20 protein-coding genes are annotated in these 22,148 nt (G+C 62.5%); 17 read left to right on the forward strand and 3 right to left on the reverse strand.

Annotation, left to right across the window (positions count from 1 at the left end; genetic code table 11):
- The first annotated feature begins 224 nt into the window (after positions 1-224).
- The 5 genes from pedF (at position 225) to IOD17_RS08275 (ending at position 3,659) form a co-directional block, all read left to right on the forward strand.
- Positions 225-644, forward strand: coding sequence for a cytochrome c-550 PedF (pedF, locus tag IOD17_RS08255; protein ID WP_233684630.1), 420 nt, complete (start codon positions 225-227; stop codon positions 642-644).
- Positions 645-706: 62 nt separating this feature from the next.
- Positions 707-1,546: a substrate-binding periplasmic protein gene (locus IOD17_RS08260; RefSeq protein WP_233685206.1), complete on the forward strand. Its 840-nt coding sequence runs from the start codon at positions 707-709 to the stop codon at positions 1,544-1,546.
- A 38-nt stretch (positions 1,547-1,584) separates the two neighbouring features.
- Positions 1,585-2,334 carry a quinoprotein dehydrogenase-associated SoxYZ-like carrier gene (locus IOD17_RS08265; RefSeq protein WP_233685207.1) on the forward strand — a complete coding sequence of 250 codons (750 nt, stop codon included), beginning with the start codon at positions 1,585-1,587 and terminating at the stop codon, positions 2,332-2,334.
- An 18-nt stretch (positions 2,335-2,352) separates the two neighbouring features.
- The gene (locus tag IOD17_RS08270; protein ID WP_090252814.1) at positions 2,353-2,670 is read left to right on the forward strand and encodes an EthD family reductase; all 318 of its coding nucleotides are present in this window, start codon (positions 2,353-2,355) and stop codon (positions 2,668-2,670) included.
- Positions 2,671-2,729: 59 nt separating this feature from the next.
- Positions 2,730-3,659 carry a quinoprotein relay system zinc metallohydrolase 1 gene (locus IOD17_RS08275; protein WP_233684631.1) on the forward strand — a complete coding sequence of 310 codons (930 nt, stop codon included), beginning with the start codon at positions 2,730-2,732 and terminating at the stop codon, positions 3,657-3,659.
- Positions 3,660-3,683: 24 nt separating this feature from the next.
- Here the strand turns inward: IOD17_RS08275 and IOD17_RS08280 are convergent, their stop codons facing one another.
- A complete protein-coding gene (locus tag IOD17_RS08280) occupies positions 3,684-4,937 on the reverse strand; it encodes an ABC transporter substrate-binding protein (protein ID WP_233684632.1) in 1,254 nt (417 codons plus the stop codon).
- A 314-nt stretch (positions 4,938-5,251) separates the two neighbouring features.
- On the opposite strand from IOD17_RS08280, the gene IOD17_RS08285 reads away from it, so the two are divergent.
- The 12 genes from IOD17_RS08285 (at position 5,252) to IOD17_RS08340 (ending at position 19,506) form a co-directional block, all read left to right on the forward strand.
- Entirely contained in the window at positions 5,252-7,027 is a 1,776-nt protein-coding gene (locus tag IOD17_RS08285; protein WP_233684633.1) for a methanol/ethanol family PQQ-dependent dehydrogenase, read from the forward strand.
- Between the two features lie 194 nt (positions 7,028-7,221).
- Complete coding sequence (locus tag IOD17_RS08290; RefSeq protein WP_233684634.1) at positions 7,222-8,502, forward strand: NAD(P)/FAD-dependent oxidoreductase; 1,281 nt, start codon at positions 7,222-7,224, stop codon at positions 8,500-8,502.
- A complete protein-coding gene (locus IOD17_RS08295; RefSeq protein WP_233684635.1) occupies positions 8,499-9,227 on the forward strand; it encodes a thiosulfate oxidation carrier protein SoxY in 729 nt (242 codons plus the stop codon). The genes IOD17_RS08290 and IOD17_RS08295 overlap by 4 nt, the downstream gene beginning before the upstream one ends.
- Before the next feature lie 168 nt (positions 9,228-9,395).
- Entirely contained in the window at positions 9,396-10,916 is a 1,521-nt protein-coding gene (locus tag IOD17_RS08300; protein ID WP_090252831.1) for an aldehyde dehydrogenase family protein, read from the forward strand.
- A gap of 371 nt (positions 10,917-11,287) precedes the next feature.
- Positions 11,288-11,359 (forward strand): pyrroloquinoline quinone precursor peptide PqqA, encoded by a 72-nt coding sequence (gene pqqA / locus IOD17_RS08305; protein ID WP_003243383.1) that lies wholly within the window; start codon positions 11,288-11,290, stop codon positions 11,357-11,359.
- Positions 11,360-11,429: 70 nt separating this feature from the next.
- Positions 11,430-12,344, forward strand: a complete 915-nt coding sequence (gene pqqB / locus IOD17_RS08310; RefSeq protein ID WP_233684636.1) for a pyrroloquinoline quinone biosynthesis protein PqqB — start codon at positions 11,430-11,432, stop codon at positions 12,342-12,344.
- Positions 12,345-12,421: 77 nt separating this feature from the next.
- Positions 12,422-13,174 carry a pyrroloquinoline-quinone synthase PqqC gene (gene pqqC, locus IOD17_RS08315; protein WP_167144895.1) on the forward strand — a complete coding sequence of 251 codons (753 nt, stop codon included), beginning with the start codon at positions 12,422-12,424 and terminating at the stop codon, positions 13,172-13,174.
- A gap of 85 nt (positions 13,175-13,259) precedes the next feature.
- A complete protein-coding gene (gene pqqD / locus IOD17_RS08320) occupies positions 13,260-13,538 on the forward strand; it encodes a pyrroloquinoline quinone biosynthesis peptide chaperone PqqD (protein ID WP_233684637.1) in 279 nt (92 codons plus the stop codon).
- The gene (pqqE, locus tag IOD17_RS08325) at positions 13,510-14,664 is read left to right on the forward strand and encodes a pyrroloquinoline quinone biosynthesis protein PqqE (RefSeq protein WP_233684638.1); all 1,155 of its coding nucleotides are present in this window, start codon (positions 13,510-13,512) and stop codon (positions 14,662-14,664) included. The genes pqqD and pqqE overlap by 29 nt, the downstream gene beginning before the upstream one ends.
- Complete coding sequence (locus IOD17_RS08330) at positions 14,652-16,520, forward strand: alpha/beta hydrolase family protein (RefSeq protein ID WP_233684639.1); 1,869 nt, start codon at positions 14,652-14,654, stop codon at positions 16,518-16,520. Before pqqE ends, IOD17_RS08330 begins: the two co-directional genes overlap by 13 nt.
- Positions 16,521-16,610: 90 nt before the next feature.
- Positions 16,611-17,774 carry an alcohol dehydrogenase-like regulatory protein ErcA gene (gene ercA, locus IOD17_RS08335; protein ID WP_090252847.1) on the forward strand — a complete coding sequence of 388 codons (1,164 nt, stop codon included), beginning with the start codon at positions 16,611-16,613 and terminating at the stop codon, positions 17,772-17,774.
- The gene (locus IOD17_RS08340) at positions 17,758-19,506 is read left to right on the forward strand and encodes a NahK/ErcS family hybrid sensor histidine kinase/response regulator (protein ID WP_233684640.1); all 1,749 of its coding nucleotides are present in this window, start codon (positions 17,758-17,760) and stop codon (positions 19,504-19,506) included. The genes ercA and IOD17_RS08340 overlap by 17 nt, the downstream gene beginning before the upstream one ends.
- Before the next feature lie 18 nt (positions 19,507-19,524).
- Here the strand turns inward: IOD17_RS08340 and IOD17_RS08345 are convergent, their stop codons facing one another.
- Together IOD17_RS08345 and IOD17_RS08350 are read right to left on the reverse strand one after the other, a co-directional pair.
- A complete protein-coding gene (locus IOD17_RS08345) occupies positions 19,525-21,378 on the reverse strand; it encodes a diguanylate cyclase (RefSeq protein ID WP_233684641.1) in 1,854 nt (617 codons plus the stop codon).
- A gap of 137 nt (positions 21,379-21,515) precedes the next feature.
- Complete coding sequence (locus IOD17_RS08350; RefSeq protein WP_233685208.1) at positions 21,516-22,052, reverse strand: DUF3087 domain-containing protein; 537 nt, start codon at positions 22,050-22,052, stop codon at positions 21,516-21,518.
- Positions 22,053-22,148 lie beyond the last annotated feature (96 nt).

Consider the following 22,148-nt stretch of genomic DNA (forward strand, 5'->3'; position numbering starts at 1 on the left):
TGCGCCGAAACGGAAAAACTCCCGCCTGCGCCGGGAAGAATGCCCAAACCGTACATGACTTAGCCTTGCTGCCAAAGCCACCTTTCATGGGGTCGCAAGCCCTACTACCAAGGGATTAGTCGTGGGCCACCAAAGCAGCATTCGGCGGGCGCGGCGCTGTTTCTAAGATGCTCGCAAGCAAGCTCCGTACGAGCTGTGTGCGTGCATTCGATGAGGCCTTGAACATGACAATTAAAAAGAACACCGGTTTTGCTCTGCTGTTGTTGGCCTTCTCGGCCAACCTCTGGGCGCATGGTGATGTGGTGCCCCAGGCGGTGAAGACCGACGGTCTGGAGCCGCTGGGCGAAGAATGGCGTGATGAGAACCCCTACCGGGGCAACCCGCGCGCCATCGAAGTTGGCTCTTCGGCCTACAACCAGAACTGCGCGGCGTGCCATGGCCTGGAAGCCAAATCCGGTGGCATTGCCCCGGACCTGCGCCTGCTCGAAGCCGGCATCAGCGGCGATGAGTGGTTCAAAGAGCGGGTGATCAATGGCGCCGTGCGTGATGGCCGGGTGTATATGCCGAAAATGGCCGACTACCTCAGCCAGGAAGCGCTGTGGGCCGTGCGCAGTTATCTGGAGAGCGTGGCCATCGAGGAGTAATCGGCATGGCTCGGCGACTGGCGTGGCTGGGGCTGTGGTGTTCTGCACTGCTGGCGGTCTGTATGCCGCTGCAGGCGCAGGTGCGCAGCTATGACTCGATTGTCGAGTCAGGTGTGCTCAAGGTGGCGCTGTATCAGGATTTCGCGCCTTACAGCTTTCAGCAGGACGGGAAATCCCGTGGCGTCGACTATGAGGTCGCCGAGGCTTTGGCCGCAGGTCTGGGGCTCAGGCTTGAAGTGATCTGGGCACCGCCGGGCGAGAAGCTCGATGATGACCTGCGTGATTACATCTGGCGCGGGCATTACCTGCGTCCGCACGAACTGGCGGATGTGATGCTGCGCGTGCCTTATGACCGCGAGTTTTCCTACAAGAGCAACGAGTTCGGCGAGCTGGTCAACGAACTGGTGGTGATGTTCGGCCCGTATCAGCGTGAGCGCTGGCAGGTGGCATTCGACCGCCGCCGGCTGGACGCGGTGCCCAGTGTGGCGGTGTTTCAGCGCCACACCATTGGTGTCGAGGTGGAAAGCGTGCCGTCCTTTTATCTGTCATCGGTGAAAGACGGCATGCTCAGCCAGCAGACCCATCACTACAGCAATGTTCAGCAAGCGTTCGCGGCGATGAAAGCCGGTGAAGTGGATGCGGTGATGGCGCTGCGCGGTGAGGTCGACTGGCAGCTCAAGCTGGCTGCCGATCAGCAGCTGGCGCTGGCCGAGAACGCTTACCCGGATATGGGCAAGCAGGTCTGGGACATCGGCATGGCGGTGCATGAAAGCAATCGGCAACTGGCCTATGCCCTGGAAGAAAAGCTCGAAGAGCTGATTCTCGCCGGGGAGCTCAAGCGTATCTATGGCCACTACGGTCTGCGTTATGAGTTGCCGGGGTTGTACCAGGAGGTTGAGTAGGGCGGCAGGTTAACGGCACCGGGAGGTGTGGGATGGAACTGGATTGGCGTTCATTTCTACTGCTGGCGCTGTTTGCCGTGCCCTGGGACAGCTGGGGCAGCCAGCGCGACCCGGTCACGTCGGTGATGTGGGACTACTACCACGAGCGTCTGCTGGACAGCGAAGCCTTTGTTTTCGATGAGCGGGTCAAGCTCAGTGCGCCGCCGTTTGCCGAAGACGCGCGGCAGGTGCCGATCCAGATCGACGCCAGCGCCTTTGAGGGGCAGGTGGTGCGCATGCTGGCCTGGGCCGAACTCAATCCAATTCCACAGATCTTCGATTTCCAGCCGGGCGAGCAGGTGCTGCCGCGCCTGGCCATCCGCATCCGGGTCGAGCAGGCCACGCCGCTGCGGGTGGCGGTGCTGACCCGTGACGGGCTCTGGCATATCGGTTCGACGCAGATCGATGCTGCCGGTGGCGGCTGCACGGCGCCCAGTGTGGTACGCGCCCAGCCAGGCTGGGAGGAACACCTGGGCGAGGTGCTCGGCAAGCGCTTTGTCCTGGCTGATGCCAACCGCCTGCGCGTGCAGGTGGCGCACCCGATGGACAACGGCCTGGTCGGCGGTATTCCGGAATTCTTTCTCAACCAGGCGCAGTTGCGTGATCGCAGCGGCAACACCCTGGCCAGCCTCGAACTGTTTCCCGCCGTCAGCGAAAACCCGACCATCAGCCTGGATGTAAAGGGCAACGTCGAGACCGAGCTATGGTTGCGTGACAACAACGGCAATGAATTCAAAGCCGAACTCTGAAAGCCACAAGGACCTGCCATGATCAAAGTCAGCGTGCTGTACCCCAATACCCCCGGTGTGCGTTTCGACATGACCTATTACTGCGAGCAGCATATGGCGATCGTGCGCGAATGCCTGGGCAGCGCGTGCCAAGGCATTGCCGTGGACGCTGGCCTGGCCAGCGCCACGCCCGGTGAGGCCGCGCCCTATATCGCCATGGGGCATCTGTATTTCGACAGCGTGGCGGTGTTCGAGCAGAGCTTTGCCCCGCACGCGGCACGGATCATGGGCGATCTGCCGAACTTCACCGACAGCCAGCCGCTGGTGCAGATCAGCGAGGTCCGTCTCGCGCCCTAAACGGCGGTTCTGCCCTGGGCAGCCCAGCACGGCGCTGCCCGTCTTATCGCGAGGTGCTTATGCGCTGGATACTCATACTGGCGGCGCTGGCCAACGCCTGCGTGCACGCCAATCCGTTGAACTACGACCTGCAGCCCCGACAGATTGCCGATGGCGTGTGGCTGCTTGAAGGCAGCACGGACAACTTCTCCCAGGCCAACGGCGGCAATATCGTCAATACCGGGTTTATCGTCACGGCCGAGGGCGTGCTGGTGATCGACAGCGGCCCGTCGCGTCGCTACGGCGAGGCGATGCGCCAAGCGATTGCCCGCGTCACCGACAAGCCTCTGCTCAAGGTCATGCTGACCCATCATCATCCCGACCATGTGTTGGGCAATCAGGCCTTCAGCGATGTGCCGATTGCCGCCTTGCCTGGCACCACCGCGTTGCTGGCAGAGCAGGGCGATGCCATGGCGGAGAACATGTACCGCCTGGTGGGCGACTGGATGCGCGGCACCGAAGTGCTGCTGCCCACTCAGAGCCTTGAGCCGGGAATGCTTGAGGTAGGCGGGCGGACGCTGCAACTGCTAGCCCTGAGCGGCCACACTGGGGCCGATCTGGCGATTCTCGATGTGCAGAGTGGTGTGCTGTTTGCCGGTGATCTGGTGTTTTATCAGCGTGCCCTGACCACACCCGGCACACCGAGCTTGGCCACCTGGCTGGCGGATCTCGACCAGTTGCAGCAACTGCCCTGGAAGCAGATCGTGCCCGGCCATGGCCCGCTGGCCAGCGATGCTGCGCCCTTTGCCCAGATGCGTGATTACCTCGGCTGGCTGGACGACGTCATGCGCAGCGGTGCCGAGCAGGGCGCGGAGATGAACGAGCTGATCCGCACCGCCATTCCCGAACGCTTTGCCGGTATCAGCCTCAGCCGTTATGAGCTGATCCGCAGCGTCAGTCATCTCTACCCGCGTTATGAGCAGGCCGCGATGCAGCGGGTGGATCGATAACCGCGCAGCATCACGCGCACAGATTTACTGCAGGGTAAGGGTCTCGCCACGTTCCTGCTGCCACTCATCCTGGCTCGGCGCGGCCTGGTCGCCGTCCATATGGTGGATGATGTCGAAGTAGTGCTGCTTGAACGGGTCGAGCATCACGTCGTCACGCTTGCGTACCCGTACCGCATAGATGCTTTGCACGTTCTGATGGTCGAAGGCGCGCCACTGCTGCTGCCCCTTGAGCAGCTGGTAACTGTGGTCTTCCAGGGTGCTGATCAGCCGTTCGCTGTCCAGGCTTTGCGTGCGCTGCACGGCATCGGCCCATTGCTTGACGATGGAGTAGGCGGAGGCGCTGGTGCTGCCGGGGTACTCCTGATAGTCGCTGATATAGCGCTCAACGAATTGCTGGCCCTGGGCGATGTTGTCCTGGCTGGGCAGGTTCCAGGTCCAGGCTTCGGTGCCGATCACGCCTTCCATCACCAGCGGCCCGGCCTGCTGCACCACGCTCTTGGTCAGGTTGGGCACGATGATCTGCGTACGTTGCTTGAGGCCCATGTTGTGCACCATGCGCATGCTGCGCTGCAGGTTCTCGCCGAGCAGCACCAGCACGAGGATATCCGCCTCGCTGCGGGCCGCTTTATTGAGCGCCGCCAGGTACTGCTCACGGCGCACCAGACCACTGGGTAGCGCAGTACGGCCATGGCGTGCGCGGTCGGTGCTGTTGGTGGCCAGGCGCAGGGCGTTTTCCATGCTGCGACCCCAGGCGTCATCGACAATGATGTAGTGATAGCGTTGGCGTGGCATATGCCAGGACAGGTATTCACCCAGTACCCGCGCACTCATCCAGGCGCTGTTGGACTCCCGGAACAGGTAGCGATGGCCGGCCTGGCCGGTCACTTCATTGGCATAGCTCAGGGTGGCGAAGTACAGCAGGCCGCGCTCGCGGGCGCGTTGCCCGGCGGCTATCGCCTCTTCACTGGTGGCGCCGCCAAACACCATGCGTGCGTCCTGGTTGGCGAAGTAATCGACATTGCTGACGGCCTTGTCGGCCTGCGAGCTGGTGTTCTTGCTGAGCAGCTCCAGCGGCTTGCCGAGCACGCCACCTGCCTTGTTGATTTCGTCCACGGCCAGTAATGCGCCACGGCGCAGCTCCAGACCTTCATCCTTGTAATTGCCGGTACGTGGGTAGTTGAGGCCGATCTTGATGGGCTCGGCCTGGGCAAGGTTGCCCAGGCCTGCCAGCAGCAGGCAGCTCAACAACAGGTGGCTGAGTGGGGTGGTGCGGCCCATATGGCTTGCTCCTTAGCGTGGGGGAGTAGCTTTCTAACGGCTGGGCCGGGGGCTGGGTATGCTCTTTTCAGGGGGCAGGGCTAGCACTTAAGTCGGCCAGGCCATGTGCCGGTACGGTGTGGGTGCACATCCGGGCGGGAAAATTGCCTGCGTGGCAGCTGCGTCAGGCAGCGATAAAACGGGCGGTATTGCTACCAAGGGAGTAGCTAAATCGGTACTGCGTTCAATTGTTGGGGGAGGCTGGGCAGCCAAGAATCTGTGGCAGATCGGGAAAAATTCCCGGTGATAACAATGAACCCACAGAGGTAGCCGCAATGAAACACACCGGTCTTCGCCAGCCTTTCCTCCTCACCGCGCTGTGCGCGGCGATGCTGATGCCGTCCGCCGCCGCCCTGGCGGTGACCGATGAGGAAATCCTCAAGGACGCCACCACCACCGACCAGATCGTCACCAACGGCCTGGGGCTGCAAGGCCAACGCTACAGCCCGCTGGCCACACTCAACACAGACAACATCAAGGACTTGCGCCCGGTATGGACGCTGTCCTTCGGTGGCGAAAAGCAGCGTGGCCAGCAAGCGCAGCCGCTGATCAAGGACGGCGTGATGTATGTCACCGCGTCCTACTCGCGGGTGTTTGCCGTCGATGCCCGCACCGGGCGTGAGCTGTGGCAATACGATGCGCGCCTGCCGGATGACATTCGTCCGTGCTGCGACGTGATCAACCGTGGCGTGGCGCTGTATGGCGACCTGGTGATCTTCGGCACCCTGGATGCCAAGCTGGTGGCTCTGCACAAGGACACCGGCAAGGTGGTCTGGCGCAAGAACGTGGCGGACCACAAGGCCGGTTACTCGATCACGGCGGCACCGCTGGTGGTCAACGGCAAGCTGATCACCGGGGTGTCCGGTGGTGAATTCGGTGTGGTCGGCAAGATCGAAGCCTACGACCCGAAAAACGGCGAACTGCTGTGGAGCCGTCCGACCGTGGAAGGCCACATGGGCTATGTCTACAAGGACGGCAAGGCCATCGAGAACGGCATCAGCGGGGGCGAAGCCGGCAAGACCTGGCCGGGTGACCTGTGGAAAACCGGTGGCGCCGCGCCCTGGCTGGGCGGTTACTACGACGCGGAAACCAACCTGCTGCTGTTCGGCACCGGTAACCCGGCGCCGTGGAACTCGCACCTGCGCCCGGGCGACAACCTCTATTCGTCTTCGCGCCTGGCGCTGAACCCGGATGATGGCAGCATCAAGTGGCACTTCCAGACCACCCCGCATGACGGCTGGGACTTCGACGGTGTCAACGAGCTGGTGTCCTTCAACTATCAGGAAGGCGGCAAGACCATCAAGGCCGCAGCCACCGCTGACCGTAACGGCTTCTTCTACGTGCTCGATCGCACCAACGGCAAGTTCATCCGTGGCTTCCCGTTTGTCGACAAGATCACCTGGGCCAAAGGCCTGGACAAGAATGGTCGGCCGATCTATGACGACAGCAACCGTCCTGGTTCGCCAAGCGCGAAGGAAAAGGGCAAGAGCGTGTTCTCTGCACCCGCCTTCCTCGGTGCGAAGAACTGGATGCCGATGGCCTACAGCCAGGACACCGGGTTGTTCTACGTGCCGTCCAACGAGTGGGGCATGGACATCTGGAACGAGGACATCGCCTACAAGAAAGGCGCGGCCTACCTCGGTGCTGGCTTCACCATCAAACCGCTGAACGAGGACTACATCGGCGTGCTGCGCGCCATCGACCCGAAAACCGGCAAGGAAGTCTGGCGGCAGAAGAACTACGCGCCGCTGTGGGGCGGGGTGATGACCACCAAGGGTAACCTGGTGTTTACCGGCAACCCGGAAGGTTTCCTGCAAGCCTTCAACGCCAAGACCGGCGAGAAGGTCTGGGAATTCCAGACCGGCTCCGGTGTGCTGGGTTCGCCCGTAACCTGGGAGATGGACGGCGAGCAGTATGTTTCGGTGCTCTCCGGCTGGGGTGGTGCAGTACCACTGTGGGGCGGCGAAGTGGCCAAGCGGGTGAAGAACTACAACCAGGGCGGCATGCTCTGGACCTTCAAACTGCCCAAGGATCTGGTCAGCAAGCGTTGAGTGGTAATTAGCCTGTAGCAAATGGCCGGTCTAGACCGGCCATTTGCATTTGTGCAGCAGGCAAATCGGGTGCGCGCAGGCTTGAGTTCTGCGCGCTGCCTATGCTTTGGCACGGCTGCCCCAAGACCAAAGAGGCATGGTCATCTCCGCCGTGCTGTAGCAGCGTGGCAGCATCAACGAAAGCAGGAGCCGCTATGCAGGGCCTTACACGTCGTCAATTGCTCGCCGGGGCCGCCATGCTGCCCTGGCTGTTGCCGGGGACGCTGCAAGCCAGCGTCGGACGTGCGCGGGTACTGGTGATCGGTGGTGGTTTTGCCGGTGCTACGGCGGCGCGCTACCTGAAACGTCAGGCCGAGCAGCTGGATGTGGTGCTGATTGAGCCGAAGTCTGACTTTCACACCTGCCCATTCAGCAACCATGTGCTCGCCGGGCTGCGTGAGCTGGGCAGTCTGCGCCAGGATTACCGCGCCTTGCAGCAGCAACAGGTACTGCATGTGCGCGAATGGGCGCGGGAAATTGACCAGCAGGCCCGGCAGGTGGTGCTGCAGGGCGGCCAGCGTCTGCGCTATGACCGGGTGTTGCTGGCGCCTGGAATCGACATGAACTGGCAGGCCATCGAAGGTTACGACCGCAATGCTGCCAGCCGTCTGCCGCATGCCTGGCAGGCTGGCGCACAAACCGCTCTGCTGCGCCGGCAACTGCAGGCCATGGATGATGGCGGCCTGGTGATCATCAGCGTGCCGGACAACCCCTATCGCTGCCCGCCGGGGCCCTATGAGCGGGCCAGCCTGATTGCCCATTATCTGAGCCAGGCCAAGCCACGCAGCAAGGTGCTGATCCTCGACAGCAAGGACAGTTTCTCCAAGCAGGCGCTGTTTCAACAGGGTTGGCAGGCGCTCTACGGCGAGCGCATCGAGTGGGTTGGGCGTGCCGGCGATGGCCGCGTGGTGCGCGCCGATGCCGGGCGGCGCGAGCTGCTCTGCGAGTTTGGCCAGCGCCATCGCGCGGCGGTGATCAACCTGATTCCACCGCAGAAAGCCGCCGAAATTGCTGCCCGCAGCGGCTTGGTCGATAGCAGCGGTTGGGTGCCGATCCGCCCGGCCACCTTTCAGGCCCGCGATGCCGGTGACGTCTATGTGGCGGGGGATGCCTGCATTGCCGCGCCCATGCCCAAGTCAGCCTACAGCGCCAATGCTCAGGCCAAAGTGGCAGTGGCGGCCCTGCTGGCGGATCTGGCCGGCCAGGAGCCGCCAAGTGCGGCCTGGCGCAACACCTGTTACAGCGCGCTGGCACCGGGCCAGGCGGTGTCGATTGCGGCCGATTACGGCATTCGGGAGCAGCGCCTGGTTGAGCTGTCAGGCAGCCTGACGCTCAGCCCGTTGCAGCCGCCCGCTGGGTTGCGGGCTCAGGAAGCGGCACTGGCCGACGCCTGGTACCAGAGCATCTGCATGGATGCCTGGGGGCATCTGGCATGACCCTGCGCCTGCTGGTGTTGCTGGTGCTGGCCAGCCCTGTGGCTGCGCAGCCCTGGGGCCAGGCGCAGCACAGCGTTGAACAGTGGTTGCAGGGCCATGAGGTGCAGACACAAGGGCTGAGCCTGGCGGTGCCGACCTGGGTCGAGGATGGCGCGTTTGTCGCCATTGACCTGACCCTGCGCGATGCCACGCCCCCGGTATCGCTCAGCCTGCTGCGCAGCGGCGAAGACGATCCGCGTATCGCCACACTGCACGTGCAGGCCTGGGAGGCGCCGCTGCGTCTGTCCACCCGTGTGCGCCTGCCGCGCAGTCAGCAACTGATCGTGCTGGCCCGTGATGGGCGCGGGCGCGTATGGCTGGCGGCGCAGGCGGTGGAGGTGTTGAGCAGCAGTTGCCTGTCGCCGAGTAGCGCTCAGCCAGGCAGCAACCTGGGGCCGTTGCAGGCCTGGCTGGAACCGCAGGGGCGCGGTCTGGAGTTGCGCAGCTTGTTGCGTCATCCGATGGAAACCGGGCGGCGTTCGAGCGTGGATGGTCAACTGCTGCCCCGGCATTTGCCGACACATTTTGAGGTCAGCGGGACACACGGCAGCCTGCTGCGCATCGAACCTTTCGAGGGTTTGGCGGCCAACCCTTACTGGAGGGTGCTGCTGCCCGCCGGGCAGACACCGCTGCTGCTGCGTTGGGTGGATGCCGATGGCCGCGCGTTTAGCCGGCAGCTGCCCTGAAACAGGGCGGTGCACGGCTCTGGGGCGAGCTTTACGGCTCTACTACCAAATGACGAGAGGTTTTGTGCCATGGGCGCATACCGGTCGAGCAGGGCGCTTCCTAAGATCGAACCATGACCTGCTCCACGTCCCAGGGGGCAGGCTCCGCCAACAAGAGAGGTCAATCCCATGCTTTACGCCAAACCCGGTACGCCAGGCGCCGTCATCACCCTCAAACCGCGCTACGGCAACTACATCAATGGTGAGTTTGTTGCCCCGCTGAGTGGCCAGTACTTCAGCAACACCAGCCCGGTGGATGGTTCGGTGATCGGTGAGTTCCCACGTTCCGACGCCGCCGATATCAACAAGGCGCTGGATGCTGCTCACGCCGCTGCCGATGCCTGGGGCAAGACCTCGGTGCAGGAGCGTTCGCACATTCTGCTGAAGATCGCCGACCGCATCGAAGCCAACCTTGAACTGCTGGCCGTGGCCGAGACCTGGGATAACGGCAAGGCCGTGCGCGAAACCCTCAACGCCGATGTGCCGCTGGCCGCTGACCACTTCCGCTACTACGCCGGGTGCATCCGCGCGCAGGAAGGCAGCACCGCCGAGATCAATGAAGGCACCGTGGCTTATCACTTTCATGAGCCGCTGGGCGTGGTCGGGCAGATCATCCCGTGGAACTTCCCGCTGCTGATGGGTGCCTGGAAACTCGCACCGGCTCTGGCCGCTGGCAACGCCATCGTGCTTAAACCGGCCGAGCAGACGCCGCTGTCGATCACCGTACTGATGGAACTGATTGGCGATCTGCTGCCGCCGGGCGTGCTCAACGTCGTTCAGGGTTTCGGCCGTGAAGCCGGTGAAGCCCTGGCCACCAGTAAACGCATTGCCAAGATCGCCTTCACCGGTTCGACTCCAGTGGGCTCGCACATCCTCAAGTGTGCCGCCGAAAACATCATCCCGAGCACCGTCGAACTGGGTGGCAAATCGCCGAACATCTTCTTCGCCGACATCATGAATGCCGAGCCGGCATTTATCGAGAAGGCCGCTGAAGGCCTGGTGCTGGGCTTCTTCAACCAGGGCGAGGTGTGCACCTGTCCGTCGCGGGCGCTGGTGCAGGAATCGATCTATGAGTCGTTCATGGTCGAGGTCATGAAAAAGATCAAGCAGATCAAGCGTGGCGATCCGCTGGACACCGACACCATGGTCGGCGCCCAGGCCTCGCAGCAGCAGTTCGACAAGATCCTCAGCTACCTGGAGATCGCCCAGCAGGAAGGTGCTCAGGTGCTCACCGGCGGTGGCGTGGAGAAACTCGAAGGCAACCTGGCCAACGGTTACTACATCCAGCCGACCCTGCTCAAGGGCACCAACCAGATGCGCGTGTTCCAGGAAGAAATCTTTGGCCCGGTGATCGGCGTGACCACCTTTAAGGACGAAGCCGAAGCGCTGGCCATTGCTAACGACACCGAGTTCGGCCTGGGCGCAGGCGTGTGGAGCCGCGACATCAACGTCGCCTACCGCATGGGTCGGGCAATCAAGGCTGGCCGCGTATGGACCAACTGCTACCACCTGTACCCGGCGCACGCCGCGTTCGGCGGCTACAAGAAATCCGGTGTGGGCCGTGAAACCCACAAGATGATGCTCGACCACTACCAGCAGACCAAGAACCTGCTGGTGAGCTACGACATCAACCCGCTGGGCTTCTTCTAACTCGTGTAACCCCGGCGTATCCGCTCCAGTGCGCCGGGCTCCTTCCTGCGATTCGCCGGTCGGCGAGATCTGTTTGTGGTCTGGGCAGATAACTGCTGCAGCAGGTCACTATCGCAACGCGGCTTCGGCCGCGTTTTTTATTGCGCCGTGCCAAACATGTACCTGTAGGGTGCGCCGTGCGCACCGCAGGCCAGTGCTTCCACTATCGCGGTGCGCGCGGCGCACCCTACGTCGGTTGGCATCAGCCGGGGTCCGTAAACGCTACCAATGTCAGCAGAAATTCATCCCAAAGTACCATTTGGCTGCTGTCGGTCGGGGGGCTTAATGAAGGGGCCGGAATTCGCCGGCGTCGATAAGAAGAGGACCGCGCCATGTGGACTAAACCCGCCTACACCGACCTGCGTATTGGTTTCGAAGTGACCATGTACTTCGCCAATCGTTGAGCCGTTTTGCCCCGGCATTGCCGGGGCATCCCAACAGGCATGCCCATCGGCATCGCAATCGGAAGCGTCCATGCATATCCAGATTCTTGGCTCCGCCGCCGGCGGTGGCTTCCCCCAGTGGAACTGCAACTGCCGTAACTGCCGTGGCGTGCGCGCGGGCAGCGTGCGGGCGCAGCCACGTACCCAGTCTTCGATTGCCCTGAGTGACAATGGCCAGGACTGGATCCTGTGCAACGCCTCGCCGGATATCCGCGTACAGATCGAAGCCTTTCCTGCGCTCAACCCGGCGCGTCGGCTGCGCGACAGCGCGATTGCCGGAATCATCCTGCTCGACAGCCAGATCGATCACACCACTGGCCTGCTGACCCTGCGCGAAGGCTGCCCGCATCAGGTCTGGTGCAGCGAGATGGTGCATCAGGACCTGACCAGCGGCTTTCCCCTGTTCAATATGCTCAGCCACTGGAATGGCGGCTTGCAGCACAACCTGATTGCCCTCGATGGCGAGCCGTTCAGCATTGCGGCCTGTGCCAACTTGTCGATCACGGCCGTGCCGCTGCGCAGCAGTGCACCGCCGTATTCACCGCACCGTGGCAACCCGCATCCGGGCGACAACATTGGTTTGTTTGTCGAGGATCGCCGCACCGGCAGCACGCTGTTCTATGCCCCCGGTCTGGGTCAGGTTGATGAACCGTTGCTGGCCTGGATGCGCCGCGCCGACTGCCTGCTGGTGGACGGTACGCTGTGGCGCGATGACGAAATGCGCGTATGCGAAGTGGGCGACAAGCTCGGCAGCGAGATGGGCCACCTGTGCCAGAGCGGCCCCGGCGGCATGATCGAGGTGCTCGATGGCCTGCCATCCGCGCGCAAGATCCTTATTCATATCAACAACACCAACCCGATTCTCGACCTGGATTCGCCTGAGCGCGCTGAACTCGACGCGCACGGTATCGAGGTCGCGTTTGATGGCATGAGCATCGTTTTGTAGGGCGCCCAGGCCGTGCGCACCTCAACGAATGCGGGTGCGCAAGGCGCACCCTACGGCAACGCGTATTGGAGATACTGATGAGCCAACCCGCCATGAGCCCTGCCGAGTTTGAGCAGGCCTTGCGCGCCAAGGGCGCGTACTACCACATTCACCACCCGTTTCATCAGGCGATGTATGCCGGCCACGCCAGCCGTGAGCAGATTCAAGGGTGGGTGGCCAATCGCTTCTACTATCAACTGAACATCCCGCTCAAGGATGCGGCGATCCTGGCCAACTGCGCTGATCGCGACACGCGCCGTGAATGGCTGCAACGCATTCTTGACCACGACGGTGCGCAGGGCGAGGAGGGTGGTATCGAAGCCTGGCTGCGCCTGGCCGAAGCCGTGGGCCTTGAGCGCGAGCAGGTGCTGTCGCAAGAGCTGGTGTTGCCCGGCGTACGCTTTGCTGTGGATGCCTACGTCAATTTCGCCCGCCGCGCGTCCTGGCAGGAAGCCGCCAGCAGCTCGCTGACCGAACTGTTCGCTCCGCAAATCCACCAGTCACGCCTGGACAGCTGGCCGCAGCATTACCCCTGGATCGATGCCGAGGGTTACCGCTATTTCCGCACGCGGCTGCAGCAGGCACGTCGCGATGTCGAGCATGGCCTGCGTATCACCCTGGAACACTACCGCACCCGTGAAGCCCAGGAGCGCATGCTGGAAATCCTGCAATTCAAGCTCGATGTGCTGTGGAGCATGCTCGACGCCATGAGCATGGCCTACCAGCTGGAGCGCGCGCCGTATCACACGGTGACCGCCGAGCGCGTCTGGCATCGGGGGATTGCGCTATGAGCCACAGACAAGCGGTGTGCACGGCGCACCCTATGGTTGGACGTTATGTCGGGCGCGCCGCATTCACCGCAACGGAGCCGAAATTATGACTGCCACCATCCTGCCCACTATCCCCGCCATTCGCCGTGGCTTTCGCCTGCAATTCGAACCGGCCCAGGGTTGCCATGTGTTGCTCTACCCGGAAGGCATGATCAAGCTCAACGACAGCGCCAGTGAGATTCTCCAGCAGGTCGATGGCAAGCGCTCGGTGGCTGAGATTATTGAAAGCCTGCACCAGCGTTTCCCGGATGTACCGGGGATCGACGAAGACATCCTCGCCTTTATGGAGGTCGCCAGTGCTCAGTTCTGGATCGAGCTTCGCTAAAGCAGGTCATGAACCAGGGCCGCCGCTGTGGTTGCTGGCTGAACTGACCTACCGCTGCCCGCTGCAATGCCCGTACTGCTCCAACCCGCTGGATTTCGCCCAGCAGGGCGCCGAGCTGAGCACTGCCGAGTGGATCGAGGTATTCCGCCAGGCGCGTGAGCTGGGTGCTGCACAACTGGGTTTTTCCGGCGGCGAGCCGCTGGTACGCCAGGACCTGGCCGAGCTGATCAAGGCCGCGCGTGATCTGGGTTACTACACCAACCTGATCACCTCCGGCATCGGTCTGACCGAGACGCGTATTGCCGAATTCTCCGAGGCTGGGCTGGACCATATCCAGATCAGCTTTCAGGCCGCCGACGAGGAAGTGAACAACCTGCTGGCCGGCTCGAAAAAGGCTTTCGCTCACAAGCTGGCCATGGCCCGTGCGGTCAAGTCCCATGGCTATCCGATGGTGCTGAACTTCGTCACCCACCGACACAACATCGACAATATCGAGCGGATCATCGAGCTGTGCCTGGAGCTGGAAGCAGATTTCGTCGAACTCGCCACCTGCCAGTTCTATGGCTGGGCCGAACTGAACCGCGCAGGGTTGCTGCCGACCCGCGCCCAGCTGGAGCGCGCCGAACGCATCACCAATCAGTGGCGCGACAAGCTGGCGGCCGAGAATCACCCGTGCAAGCTGATCTTCGTCACCCCGGACTATTATGAGGAGCGTCCCAAGGCCTGCATGAACGGCTGGGGCAACCTGTTCCTCGACATCACCCCGGACGGCACCGCGTTGCCGTGTCATAGCGCGCGGCAACTGCCGGTGCAGTTTCCCAATGTGCGCGAGCACAGCCTCGAACATATCTGGCGGCATTCCTTCGGTTTCAACCGCTTCCGTGGTGACGAATGGATGCCCGAACCATGTCGCAGCTGTGACGAGAAACACAAGGATTTCGGCGGCTGTCGCTGTCAGGCCTTCATGCTCACCGGCGATGCCAGTAACGCCGATCCGGTATGCAGCAAGTCGGCGCACCATGGCGTGATTCTCGCTGCACGCCAGCAGGCCGATGAAGCGCCACTGGGGCTGGAGGCCCTGCAGTATCGCAATGAGAAGGCCTCGCGGATCATATGCAAGGCCTGACCGACCCCGACGCAATCTGGAGTGCCGAGCAGGCCGCAGCGGCCAGCGCGGACTTCGCCGAGCTGCATGCTGCCCACGGCGGAGTGCTGTGGGTGGCGTTTGATCCGCTGCTGGCGCGTTGTGGGTTGTTCTTTTGCCGTGATGGTGTCGTGACTGAACTGACCCCGCCGGGGTTCTCCGTACGCAGCCGGGTTTACGAATACGGCGGCGGTGCGTGCTGTGCCACGGAGCAGGGCGTGGCCTTCGTCAATGAAAATGATCAGCAGATTTACCTGATCGATATCACCGAGGGCGGTGGTGCGTATGGCGCACCCTGCGCGGTGACCGACTCGCCCAACTGCCGTTATGGTGACCTGTGTTTTGTGCCTGCCTGGCAGGCGCTGCTGGCCGTGGAGGAAAGCCATGAAGGCGGCGCGGTGGTGCATCGCCTGGTGCGTATTGGCCTGACGGGCAAGCGCGAGGTACTGGTCGAAGGCGCTGATTTTTACGCCGCGCCAGTGGCCAATACCGATGGTCAGCGGTTGGCCTGGATCGAATGGGATCGCCCTGATCAGCCCTGGGTTGCCACACGCCTGTGCCAACGTAAGTCGGGCGAGCGTACCCAAGTGCTGGCCGGGCAAGGGCGTGATCAATCGTTGCAGCAGCCGCGTTTCGATGTGCAGGGCCAGTTGTGGGTGCTGAGCGACAAGGCGGGTTGGTGGCAGCCCAGGTGCGTTGATAAACAGCATGATGCACGCGCTGCGCCCTTTGATCATGCTCCCGCGCCCTGGCAACTGGGTGGCCGAACCTACCTGCCGCTGGAAAACGGCGAACTGTTGCTGACGCGTTTCGAGCAAGGCACAGGCGTTCTCGTAGGGTGCGCTATGCGCACCGGTTGTTTTGCTGCCGAGACTGATGGTGCGCACGGCGCACCCTACGAGCGGCAACTCGCCGAGTACTTCACGCGTTTTCGCAGCCTGGCCGCCGATGCCGCTTATTTCTATTGCATCGCTGCCGCACCGGATCGCCTGCCGGCGGTGCTGGCGATTAGCCGAGGCGATGGTACGGTGCAGATACTGGCTGGTGGTGAACAGCCACTGGGCGAGGAACAACTGTCCCGCCCCCAACCATTTAACTGCGAGGTGGGTGAAGGCGAACGCAGCCACGGTTTTTTCTACTCGCCGGTATCAACCGGGGAGCGCCCGCCGCTGGTGATCTTTCTGCATGGCGGCCCCACCTCGGCTTGCTACCCGGTGTTCGACCCGCGTATCGCCTTCTGGACCCTGCGCGGCTACGCCGTGCTCGACCTCAATTACCGTGGCAGCAGCGGCTATGGTCGCGCCTATCGTCTGCGTCTGGCTGCGCAGTGGGGCGAGCTGGAGGTCGAGGACATTCGCGGCTCTATCGATGCGCTGGCCGCTGCTGGTCGTATTGATCCGCAACGCGTGTTCGTACGCGGCGCCAGCGCGGGGGGCTTCAGCGCGCTGCGGGCTTTGGTCGAGCTGCCGCCGCTTCGTGGGGGTGCCAGCCTCTATGGCGTCAGTGACCCGCTGGCGCTGCGCAGGCAGACCCACAAGTTCGAGGCGGATTACCTCGACTGGCTGATTGGCCACCCGGAGCAGGATGCCGAACGCTACCGGGAGCGCACCCCCCTGGTGCAGGCCGAGCGGATCATGGCACCGGTTATTTTCTTCCAGGGCGCGCTGGATGCCGTGGTGGTACCGAGCCAGACCGAGGCCATGGTCGAAGCATTACGCCAGCGTGGGTTGCCGGTGGAATATCAGCTGTTCGCCGACGAACGCCACGGTTTCCGTCAGGCCGCCAATCTGGCCGCTGCGTTGCGTGCCGAATATGGGTTTTATCAGCAGTTGAGCTGAGCGCAGGTCGCATTGCATAAACCGAGCAATGCAGTAGGCTGGCGCATACCTCGCTTAACCTATTCCATAACAACAAGAACAGGCCGTTGTATGAGCCACACCCTCAGCCAGTTACGTAAATTCGTTTCACCGGAAATCATTTTTGGTGCCGGTTGCCGGCACAACGTTGCCAACTACGCCAGTACCTTTGGTGCGCGTAAGGTGCTGGTGGTGTCCGACCCCGGCGTGGTTGCCGCCGGCTGGGTCGCGGATGTTGAAGCCAGCCTGCAGGCGCAGAATATCGACTACTGCCTGTACACCGATGTATCGCCCAACCCACGGGTTGAAGAGGTGATGCTCGGCGCGGAAATCTACCGGGCCAACGCCTGCAACGTGATCGTTGCCATTGGTGGCGGCAGCCCGATGGACTGCGCCAAAGGCATCGGTATTGCCGTCGCTCACGGCCGCAGCATTCTCGAATTCGAAGGCGTGGACACCATCCGTGTGCCCAGCCCGCCGCTGATCCTGATTCCCACCACCGCCGGCACCTCGGCCGACGTGTCGCAGTTCGTGATCATCTCCAACCAGCAGGAACGGATGAAGTTCTCCATCGTCAGCAAGGCGGTAGTGCCGGATGTATCGCTGATCGACCCGGAAACCACCCTGAGCATGGATCCGTTCCTCAGCGCCTGTACCGGCATCGATGCACTGGTGCATGCCATCGAAGCCTTCGTTTCCACCGGCAGTGGCCCGCTCACCGATACCCATGCGCTGGAGGCCATGCGCCTGATCAATGGCAACCTGGTGCAGATGATTGCCACGCCGAACGACATCGCCCTGCGCGAGAAGATCATGCTCGGCAGTATGCAGGCCGGGTTGGCGTTCTCCAATGCGATTCTCGGCGCGGTGCATGCCATGAGCCACAGCCTCGGCGGCTTTCTCGATCTGCCCCATGGCATGTGCAATGCGGCGCTGGTCGAGCATGTGGTGGCGTTCAACTACAGCGCCGCACCCGAGCGTTTCAGCATGGTTGCGCAAACCCTTGGTATTGATGTGCGCGGGCTCAACCACAACCAGATCCGCCAGCGGCTGGTAGAGCATCTGGTGACCTTCAAGAAGTCCGTAGGCTTTCATGAAACCCTCAAGCTGCACGGGGTTTCCAGCTCCGATATTCCTTTCCTCTCGCGGCATGCCATGGAAGACCCGTGCATCCTGACCAACCCGCGTGAGTCCAGTCAGCGTGATGTCGAGGTCGTGTATGGCGAAGCCCTCTGATTTGCCGCAGTCGCAGAGCGAGGCCCTTGCCGGCCTGCTGGGGCTGGGCAGTCATTCGGCACGCAAAAGCCATTACCCCGAGCTATTGGCGCGCCTGGAGGAGCTGGAAACCGAGCGCAACCGCTACAAATGGTTGTTCGAGCATGCTGTGCACGGGATTTTCCAGGCCAGCCTGCAGGACGGCCTGCTCGCCGCCAATCCAGCCCTGGCGCGCATGCTGGGGTACGACGATCCGCAGCAGGTGCTCTGGTCGCTGACGGGCTTGGCCAACTATCTGTTTGTTGGCGGTGTCGCCGAGCTGGAGCATATACGCAGCGTGCTGGCCCATGAGCCTGGGCTGTTTGGCTATGAAACCCAGCTGCGCCGCCGTGACGGCAGCGTGATCGACGTGCTGATGAACCTGCTGCTCAAACCCGATGAGAACGGCCTGTTCGAAGGTTTTGTCGCTGATATCACCGAGCGCAAACAGGCCCAGCAACGCCTGCAACAACTCAATGACGAACTGGAACAACGGGTCGGTGCGCGCACCGGTGAGTTGCAGGAGGCCAACCGCAACCTGTTGCAGCAGATTGTCGAGCGCAAGCGGATCGAGAAGGCCCTGCGCGAGGCGCGTGATGCGGCCGAAGAGGCCAACCGCAGCAAGGACAAGTACCTGGCCGCCGCCAGCCATGACTTGCTACAGCCGTTGAATGCCGCGCGCCTGCTGATCTCGACCCTGCGCGAACGCCGCCTGCCGGCCAGTGAGCAGAACCTGGTGGAGCGCACTCACCAGGCATTGGAAGGCGCCGAAGACCTGCTTACCGATCTGCTGGACATTGCCCGCCTGGATCAGGCGGCGATCAAACCTGATCTGGACGTCTACAGCCTCGACGAGCTGCTCGCACCGCTGGCCTCGGAGTTTCAGCCGGTGGCAGCTGCAGCAGGGCTGCAACTGCGCGTACGCCATGGCGAGCACCTGCTCAATACTGACCTGCGCCTGCTCACGCGCATCCTGCGTAATTTTCTCAGCAACGCCTGCCGTTATACCGAGCAGGGTCGTGTGCTGCTTGGCGCGCGCAAGCGTGGCGCGTATGTCGAATTGCAGGTGTGGGACAGCGGCAGCGGGATTGCCGAAGACCAGTTGCAAAGCATCTTCCTTGAATTCAATCAGCTGAATGTTGGCCGCGCCGCCGAGCGCAAGGGCGTGGGCCTGGGCCTGGCGATTGTCGAGCGGATTGCACGCATCCTCGGTTACCCGATCAAGGTGCGTTCGCAACCAGGACGTGGCTCGGTGTTCAGCATTCAGGTGCCACTGGCCAGCGGCAGCCAGTCGCGCACATTGGCAGCGCCGATGCCGCCACAACAGCGTCTGGGGGATCCGCTGCCAGGGCGGCGATTGCTGGTGCTGGATAACGAGCTGAGCATTCTGCACAGCATGAAAGCACTGCTGGAGCAGTGGGGCTGCGAAGTACTGACCGCCACCGATCAGACCACTGCGTTGCAGGTGCTTGGCCGGCAGGCACCGGAGCTGATCCTGGCCGACTTCCACCTCGACCATGGGGTGGTCGGCAGCCAGGTGGTGGAGCACTTGCGTGAGCACTTCGGGGTGACGATTCCTGCGGTGATGATTACCGCTGATCGCAGCGATCAGTGCCGTCGTGAACTGCACGGCATGGGTGTGCCTCTGCTCAACAAACCAGTCAAACCCGGCAAGCTGCGCGCGGTGCTGAGCCAGATCCTGCAGGGTGTTTAAGCGCCGGCACGTGTTCGTTTACCCGTTGGCCAGCACTGCGCGGTTACGGCCCTGGGTCTTGGCTTGGTAGAGCGCGGCATCTGCCTGTTGCAGGAGCATGCTGGCGGTGTGCTCGGCACTGGGGATCACGGCCGCTACGCCCATGCTGACGCTCACGTAGCCGCTGGGGGCCTGGCTGTGTGGCAAGGCCAGCGCGGCAATTGCCTGGATTACTCGATTGGCAATCTCCAGTGCACCCTGGGCATCGGTCATCGGTGCGATAAATACAAATTCCTCGCCGCCGTAGCGCGCCACCCGATCACTGGCGCGGCTCACCGTGGCGGCCAGGGTTTGCGCAATCTGCCGCAGGCAGGCGTCACCTGCCGGGTGGCCGTAGTGGTCGTTGTAGCGTTTGAACCAGTCCACATCGAGTATGGCCAGGGCCAAGGGGTGGCCCTGGCGCACGGCGCGCTGCCATTCCTGTTGCAGGATGCTGTCGAAATGACGGCGGTTGGCGATACCGGTCAGGCTGTCGGTAAGGCTCAGGGTTTCCAGCTTGCTGTTGAGCAGCTGCAATTCATCGGTGCGCTGCGCCACCCGTTGTTCCAGCTCGCGCTCGGAGCTTTTCAAGGTGTCCACCAATTGCTGCTGTGCGTGCAGCAGCTGTTCCTGCACCCTGGCCTTGTCACGGCGCATGACGTTGAAGCGGTCGGCCAGGGCGAAGGCCAGCAGGAGCATTTCCATCGCCGAACCGAGTTGGATGCCATCCACGGTAAAGGCATTGGTAGGCACAATGCCCATGGCCCGCAGGGTGGTCATCGCGCCCCCGAGCATCAGCAGGGCAAAGGCTGCGAGAAAGAAATAGGCGCTGCGCTGACGCTTGATGGCGCAGGCCACCACCACCGCAAGAATCACCAGCACATTGCTCAGGTACAGCAGGATTGCCGCACGCGCCAGCATTGGCAGAGCCAGGGCATAGGCCAGTGGGGTGAGGGCAAAGAATACAATCAGACCGAGTAGCAGGCGGTCCACCCTGGGTAGCAACTGATCCGTGCGCAGCATGCGCCGCATAAACAGCATCAGTGCACTGACCGTCAGGGAGGCACCGGAGTAGTAGGCCGCGTTGGAGTCGAGGAACGTGCCACCTGGCAGAAACTCGCCCACCAGCCCGTTCTTGATGGCCAGTGTGCAGACCATGCAGGCGACAAAGGCCACATACAGCAGGTAGGTGCGATCGCGCAGGGCGACAAACAGCATCAGGTTGAACAGGATCATCGCGCTGGCAATACCGAAGTACCAGGCCTGAACCAGGTAGTCGTCACGCTCGTGCAGGTGGAACGCTGCTTCGGACCACAGCCGTAACGGTACCAGCAGGCCGACGCTGGAATGCACGCGCAGGTACACCACCTGCTCACTGTCAGGCGGCAGGCTCAGCGGGAATACGAAGTTGCGGCTGGGGTACAGGCGTGGGGTGGCAGTATCACAGCCCGTGGTGTAGCTCTGATAGTGGCCTTGGGCATCCGGCAGATAGGCCTGGACATGCGAGATACGCGGGTTTTCCACCACCAGCATATGCGCTAGCGACTGTCTGCTGCTGTTACGCAGAGTCAGCCGCAGCCAGTAGGCCGAACGGGTAAACCCCAGGGCCAGGGAGCTGCTGGCTGGCAGATCTCCACGAAAGCGCGCGGCCTGCTCGGGCGCCTGTACATCGGCCAGGCTTAGGCTGTGCTCAGGGTCTTCCAGCAGGGCGACATATTGGGTGAGTGACAGCGGCTCGCTCGGCATCACGCTGACGTCCACCACCTGCGCGCGAGCCCAAGCAGGAGCTGCCAGATAGATCAGACAGGTCAGCAACCAGGTGCTCAGCCACTGACGAACGCGTGGGGTGTGCATGTGAGCTACCGCTGAGTGGATAAAGGCAAACGCGGCGCTGGTAGAACCGGCCCATGGTTTTGCGCGGCGAGTTTACAAGAGTGGCCAGGCGTCGACCAAACGCCATTGATCCTGCGCATACCCACCGATAGCTAGGGTCAGCTGGGCAGGACCGGGATTTTTCTCACGGCAGCCAACCAGTCCGCCTGCAGCCGTGGCTGGTCGGTGTTCATGCCCAGGCTTTGCATGCGTTCCAGGTGTCGGTTGATCTCTGCAACAGCCTCGCTGAGGGCGCTGGAGTTGCCATCCAGTTGGTGCATCTGGGTCAGGCCCAGGTGATAAAACCGCAGCAGGTGCATGGCGTCGGGGTCATGGGCGCTAACCCCGGCTTTGACGTGGTGCATGACGTTGGTGACGCGCATCAGGCTGCGTTTGAGCCGCCAGCCGTAGACCGCCGCGGCCATCCACGGCTGCGACCACATAAAACTGCGCACCAGGGCGACGGTCAGCAGCAGGGCGATGAGCACTCCGCCCAGGTTCCAGCGAAAGTTGTCGCCGCCGGCCTGGCCGAACAGTGCAACGGCAGCAGTGGACAGCAGCAGGGCCAGAACGATGAAGGTCACGGCAATTATCAGGCTGCTGCGACGTGTCTGCTGGCGGTAATCTTCGGGGTTGAGCGGCTGGATTTCGAACATCGTGGCCACGGGGCTCTCTCTGCGGTGAATTAGCGTGTGCGCGATCAGCGGGTCAAGGGTATCTTGCCGATCCATCAGTGTTGTGGGTTAAGGAAA

This window comes from Pseudomonas anguilliseptica (assembly GCF_021375795.1).
Taxonomy (GTDB): domain Bacteria; phylum Pseudomonadota; class Gammaproteobacteria; order Pseudomonadales; family Pseudomonadaceae; genus Aquipseudomonas; species Aquipseudomonas anguilliseptica_A.

Coding starts and splice junctions, on each gene's coding strand:
- pqqC (WP_167144895.1), top strand. CDS start 12,422: ATGAGCCAACCCGCCATGAGCCCTGCCGAGTTTGAGCAGGCCTTGCGC.
- IOD17_RS08275 (WP_233684631.1), top strand. CDS start 2,730: ATGCGCTGGATACTCATACTGGCGGCGCTGGCCAACGCCTGCGTGCAC.
- pedF (WP_233684630.1), top strand. CDS start 225: ATGACAATTAAAAAGAACACCGGTTTTGCTCTGCTGTTGTTGGCCTTC.
- pqqD (WP_233684637.1), top strand. CDS start 13,260: ATGACTGCCACCATCCTGCCCACTATCCCCGCCATTCGCCGTGGCTTT.
- IOD17_RS08285 (WP_233684633.1), top strand. CDS start 5,252: ATGAAACACACCGGTCTTCGCCAGCCTTTCCTCCTCACCGCGCTGTGC.
- IOD17_RS08340 (WP_233684640.1), top strand. CDS start 17,758: ATGGCGAAGCCCTCTGATTTGCCGCAGTCGCAGAGCGAGGCCCTTGCC.
- IOD17_RS08330 (WP_233684639.1), top strand. CDS start 14,652: ATGCAAGGCCTGACCGACCCCGACGCAATCTGGAGTGCCGAGCAGGCC.
- IOD17_RS08280 (WP_233684632.1), bottom strand. CDS start 4,937: ATGGGCCGCACCACCCCACTCAGCCACCTGTTGTTGAGCTGCCTGCTG.
- IOD17_RS08260 (WP_233685206.1), top strand. CDS start 707: ATGCCGCTGCAGGCGCAGGTGCGCAGCTATGACTCGATTGTCGAGTCA.
- ercA (WP_090252847.1), top strand. CDS start 16,611: ATGAGCCACACCCTCAGCCAGTTACGTAAATTCGTTTCACCGGAAATC.
- pqqB (WP_233684636.1), top strand. CDS start 11,430: ATGCATATCCAGATTCTTGGCTCCGCCGCCGGCGGTGGCTTCCCCCAG.
- IOD17_RS08290 (WP_233684634.1), top strand. CDS start 7,222: ATGCAGGGCCTTACACGTCGTCAATTGCTCGCCGGGGCCGCCATGCTG.
- IOD17_RS08345 (WP_233684641.1), bottom strand. CDS start 21,378: ATGCACACCCCACGCGTTCGTCAGTGGCTGAGCACCTGGTTGCTGACC.
- IOD17_RS08350 (WP_233685208.1), bottom strand. CDS start 22,052: ATGTTCGAAATCCAGCCGCTCAACCCCGAAGATTACCGCCAGCAGACA.
- IOD17_RS08295 (WP_233684635.1), top strand. CDS start 8,499: ATGACCCTGCGCCTGCTGGTGTTGCTGGTGCTGGCCAGCCCTGTGGCT.
- IOD17_RS08300 (WP_090252831.1), top strand. CDS start 9,396: ATGCTTTACGCCAAACCCGGTACGCCAGGCGCCGTCATCACCCTCAAA.
- IOD17_RS08270 (WP_090252814.1), top strand. CDS start 2,353: ATGATCAAAGTCAGCGTGCTGTACCCCAATACCCCCGGTGTGCGTTTC.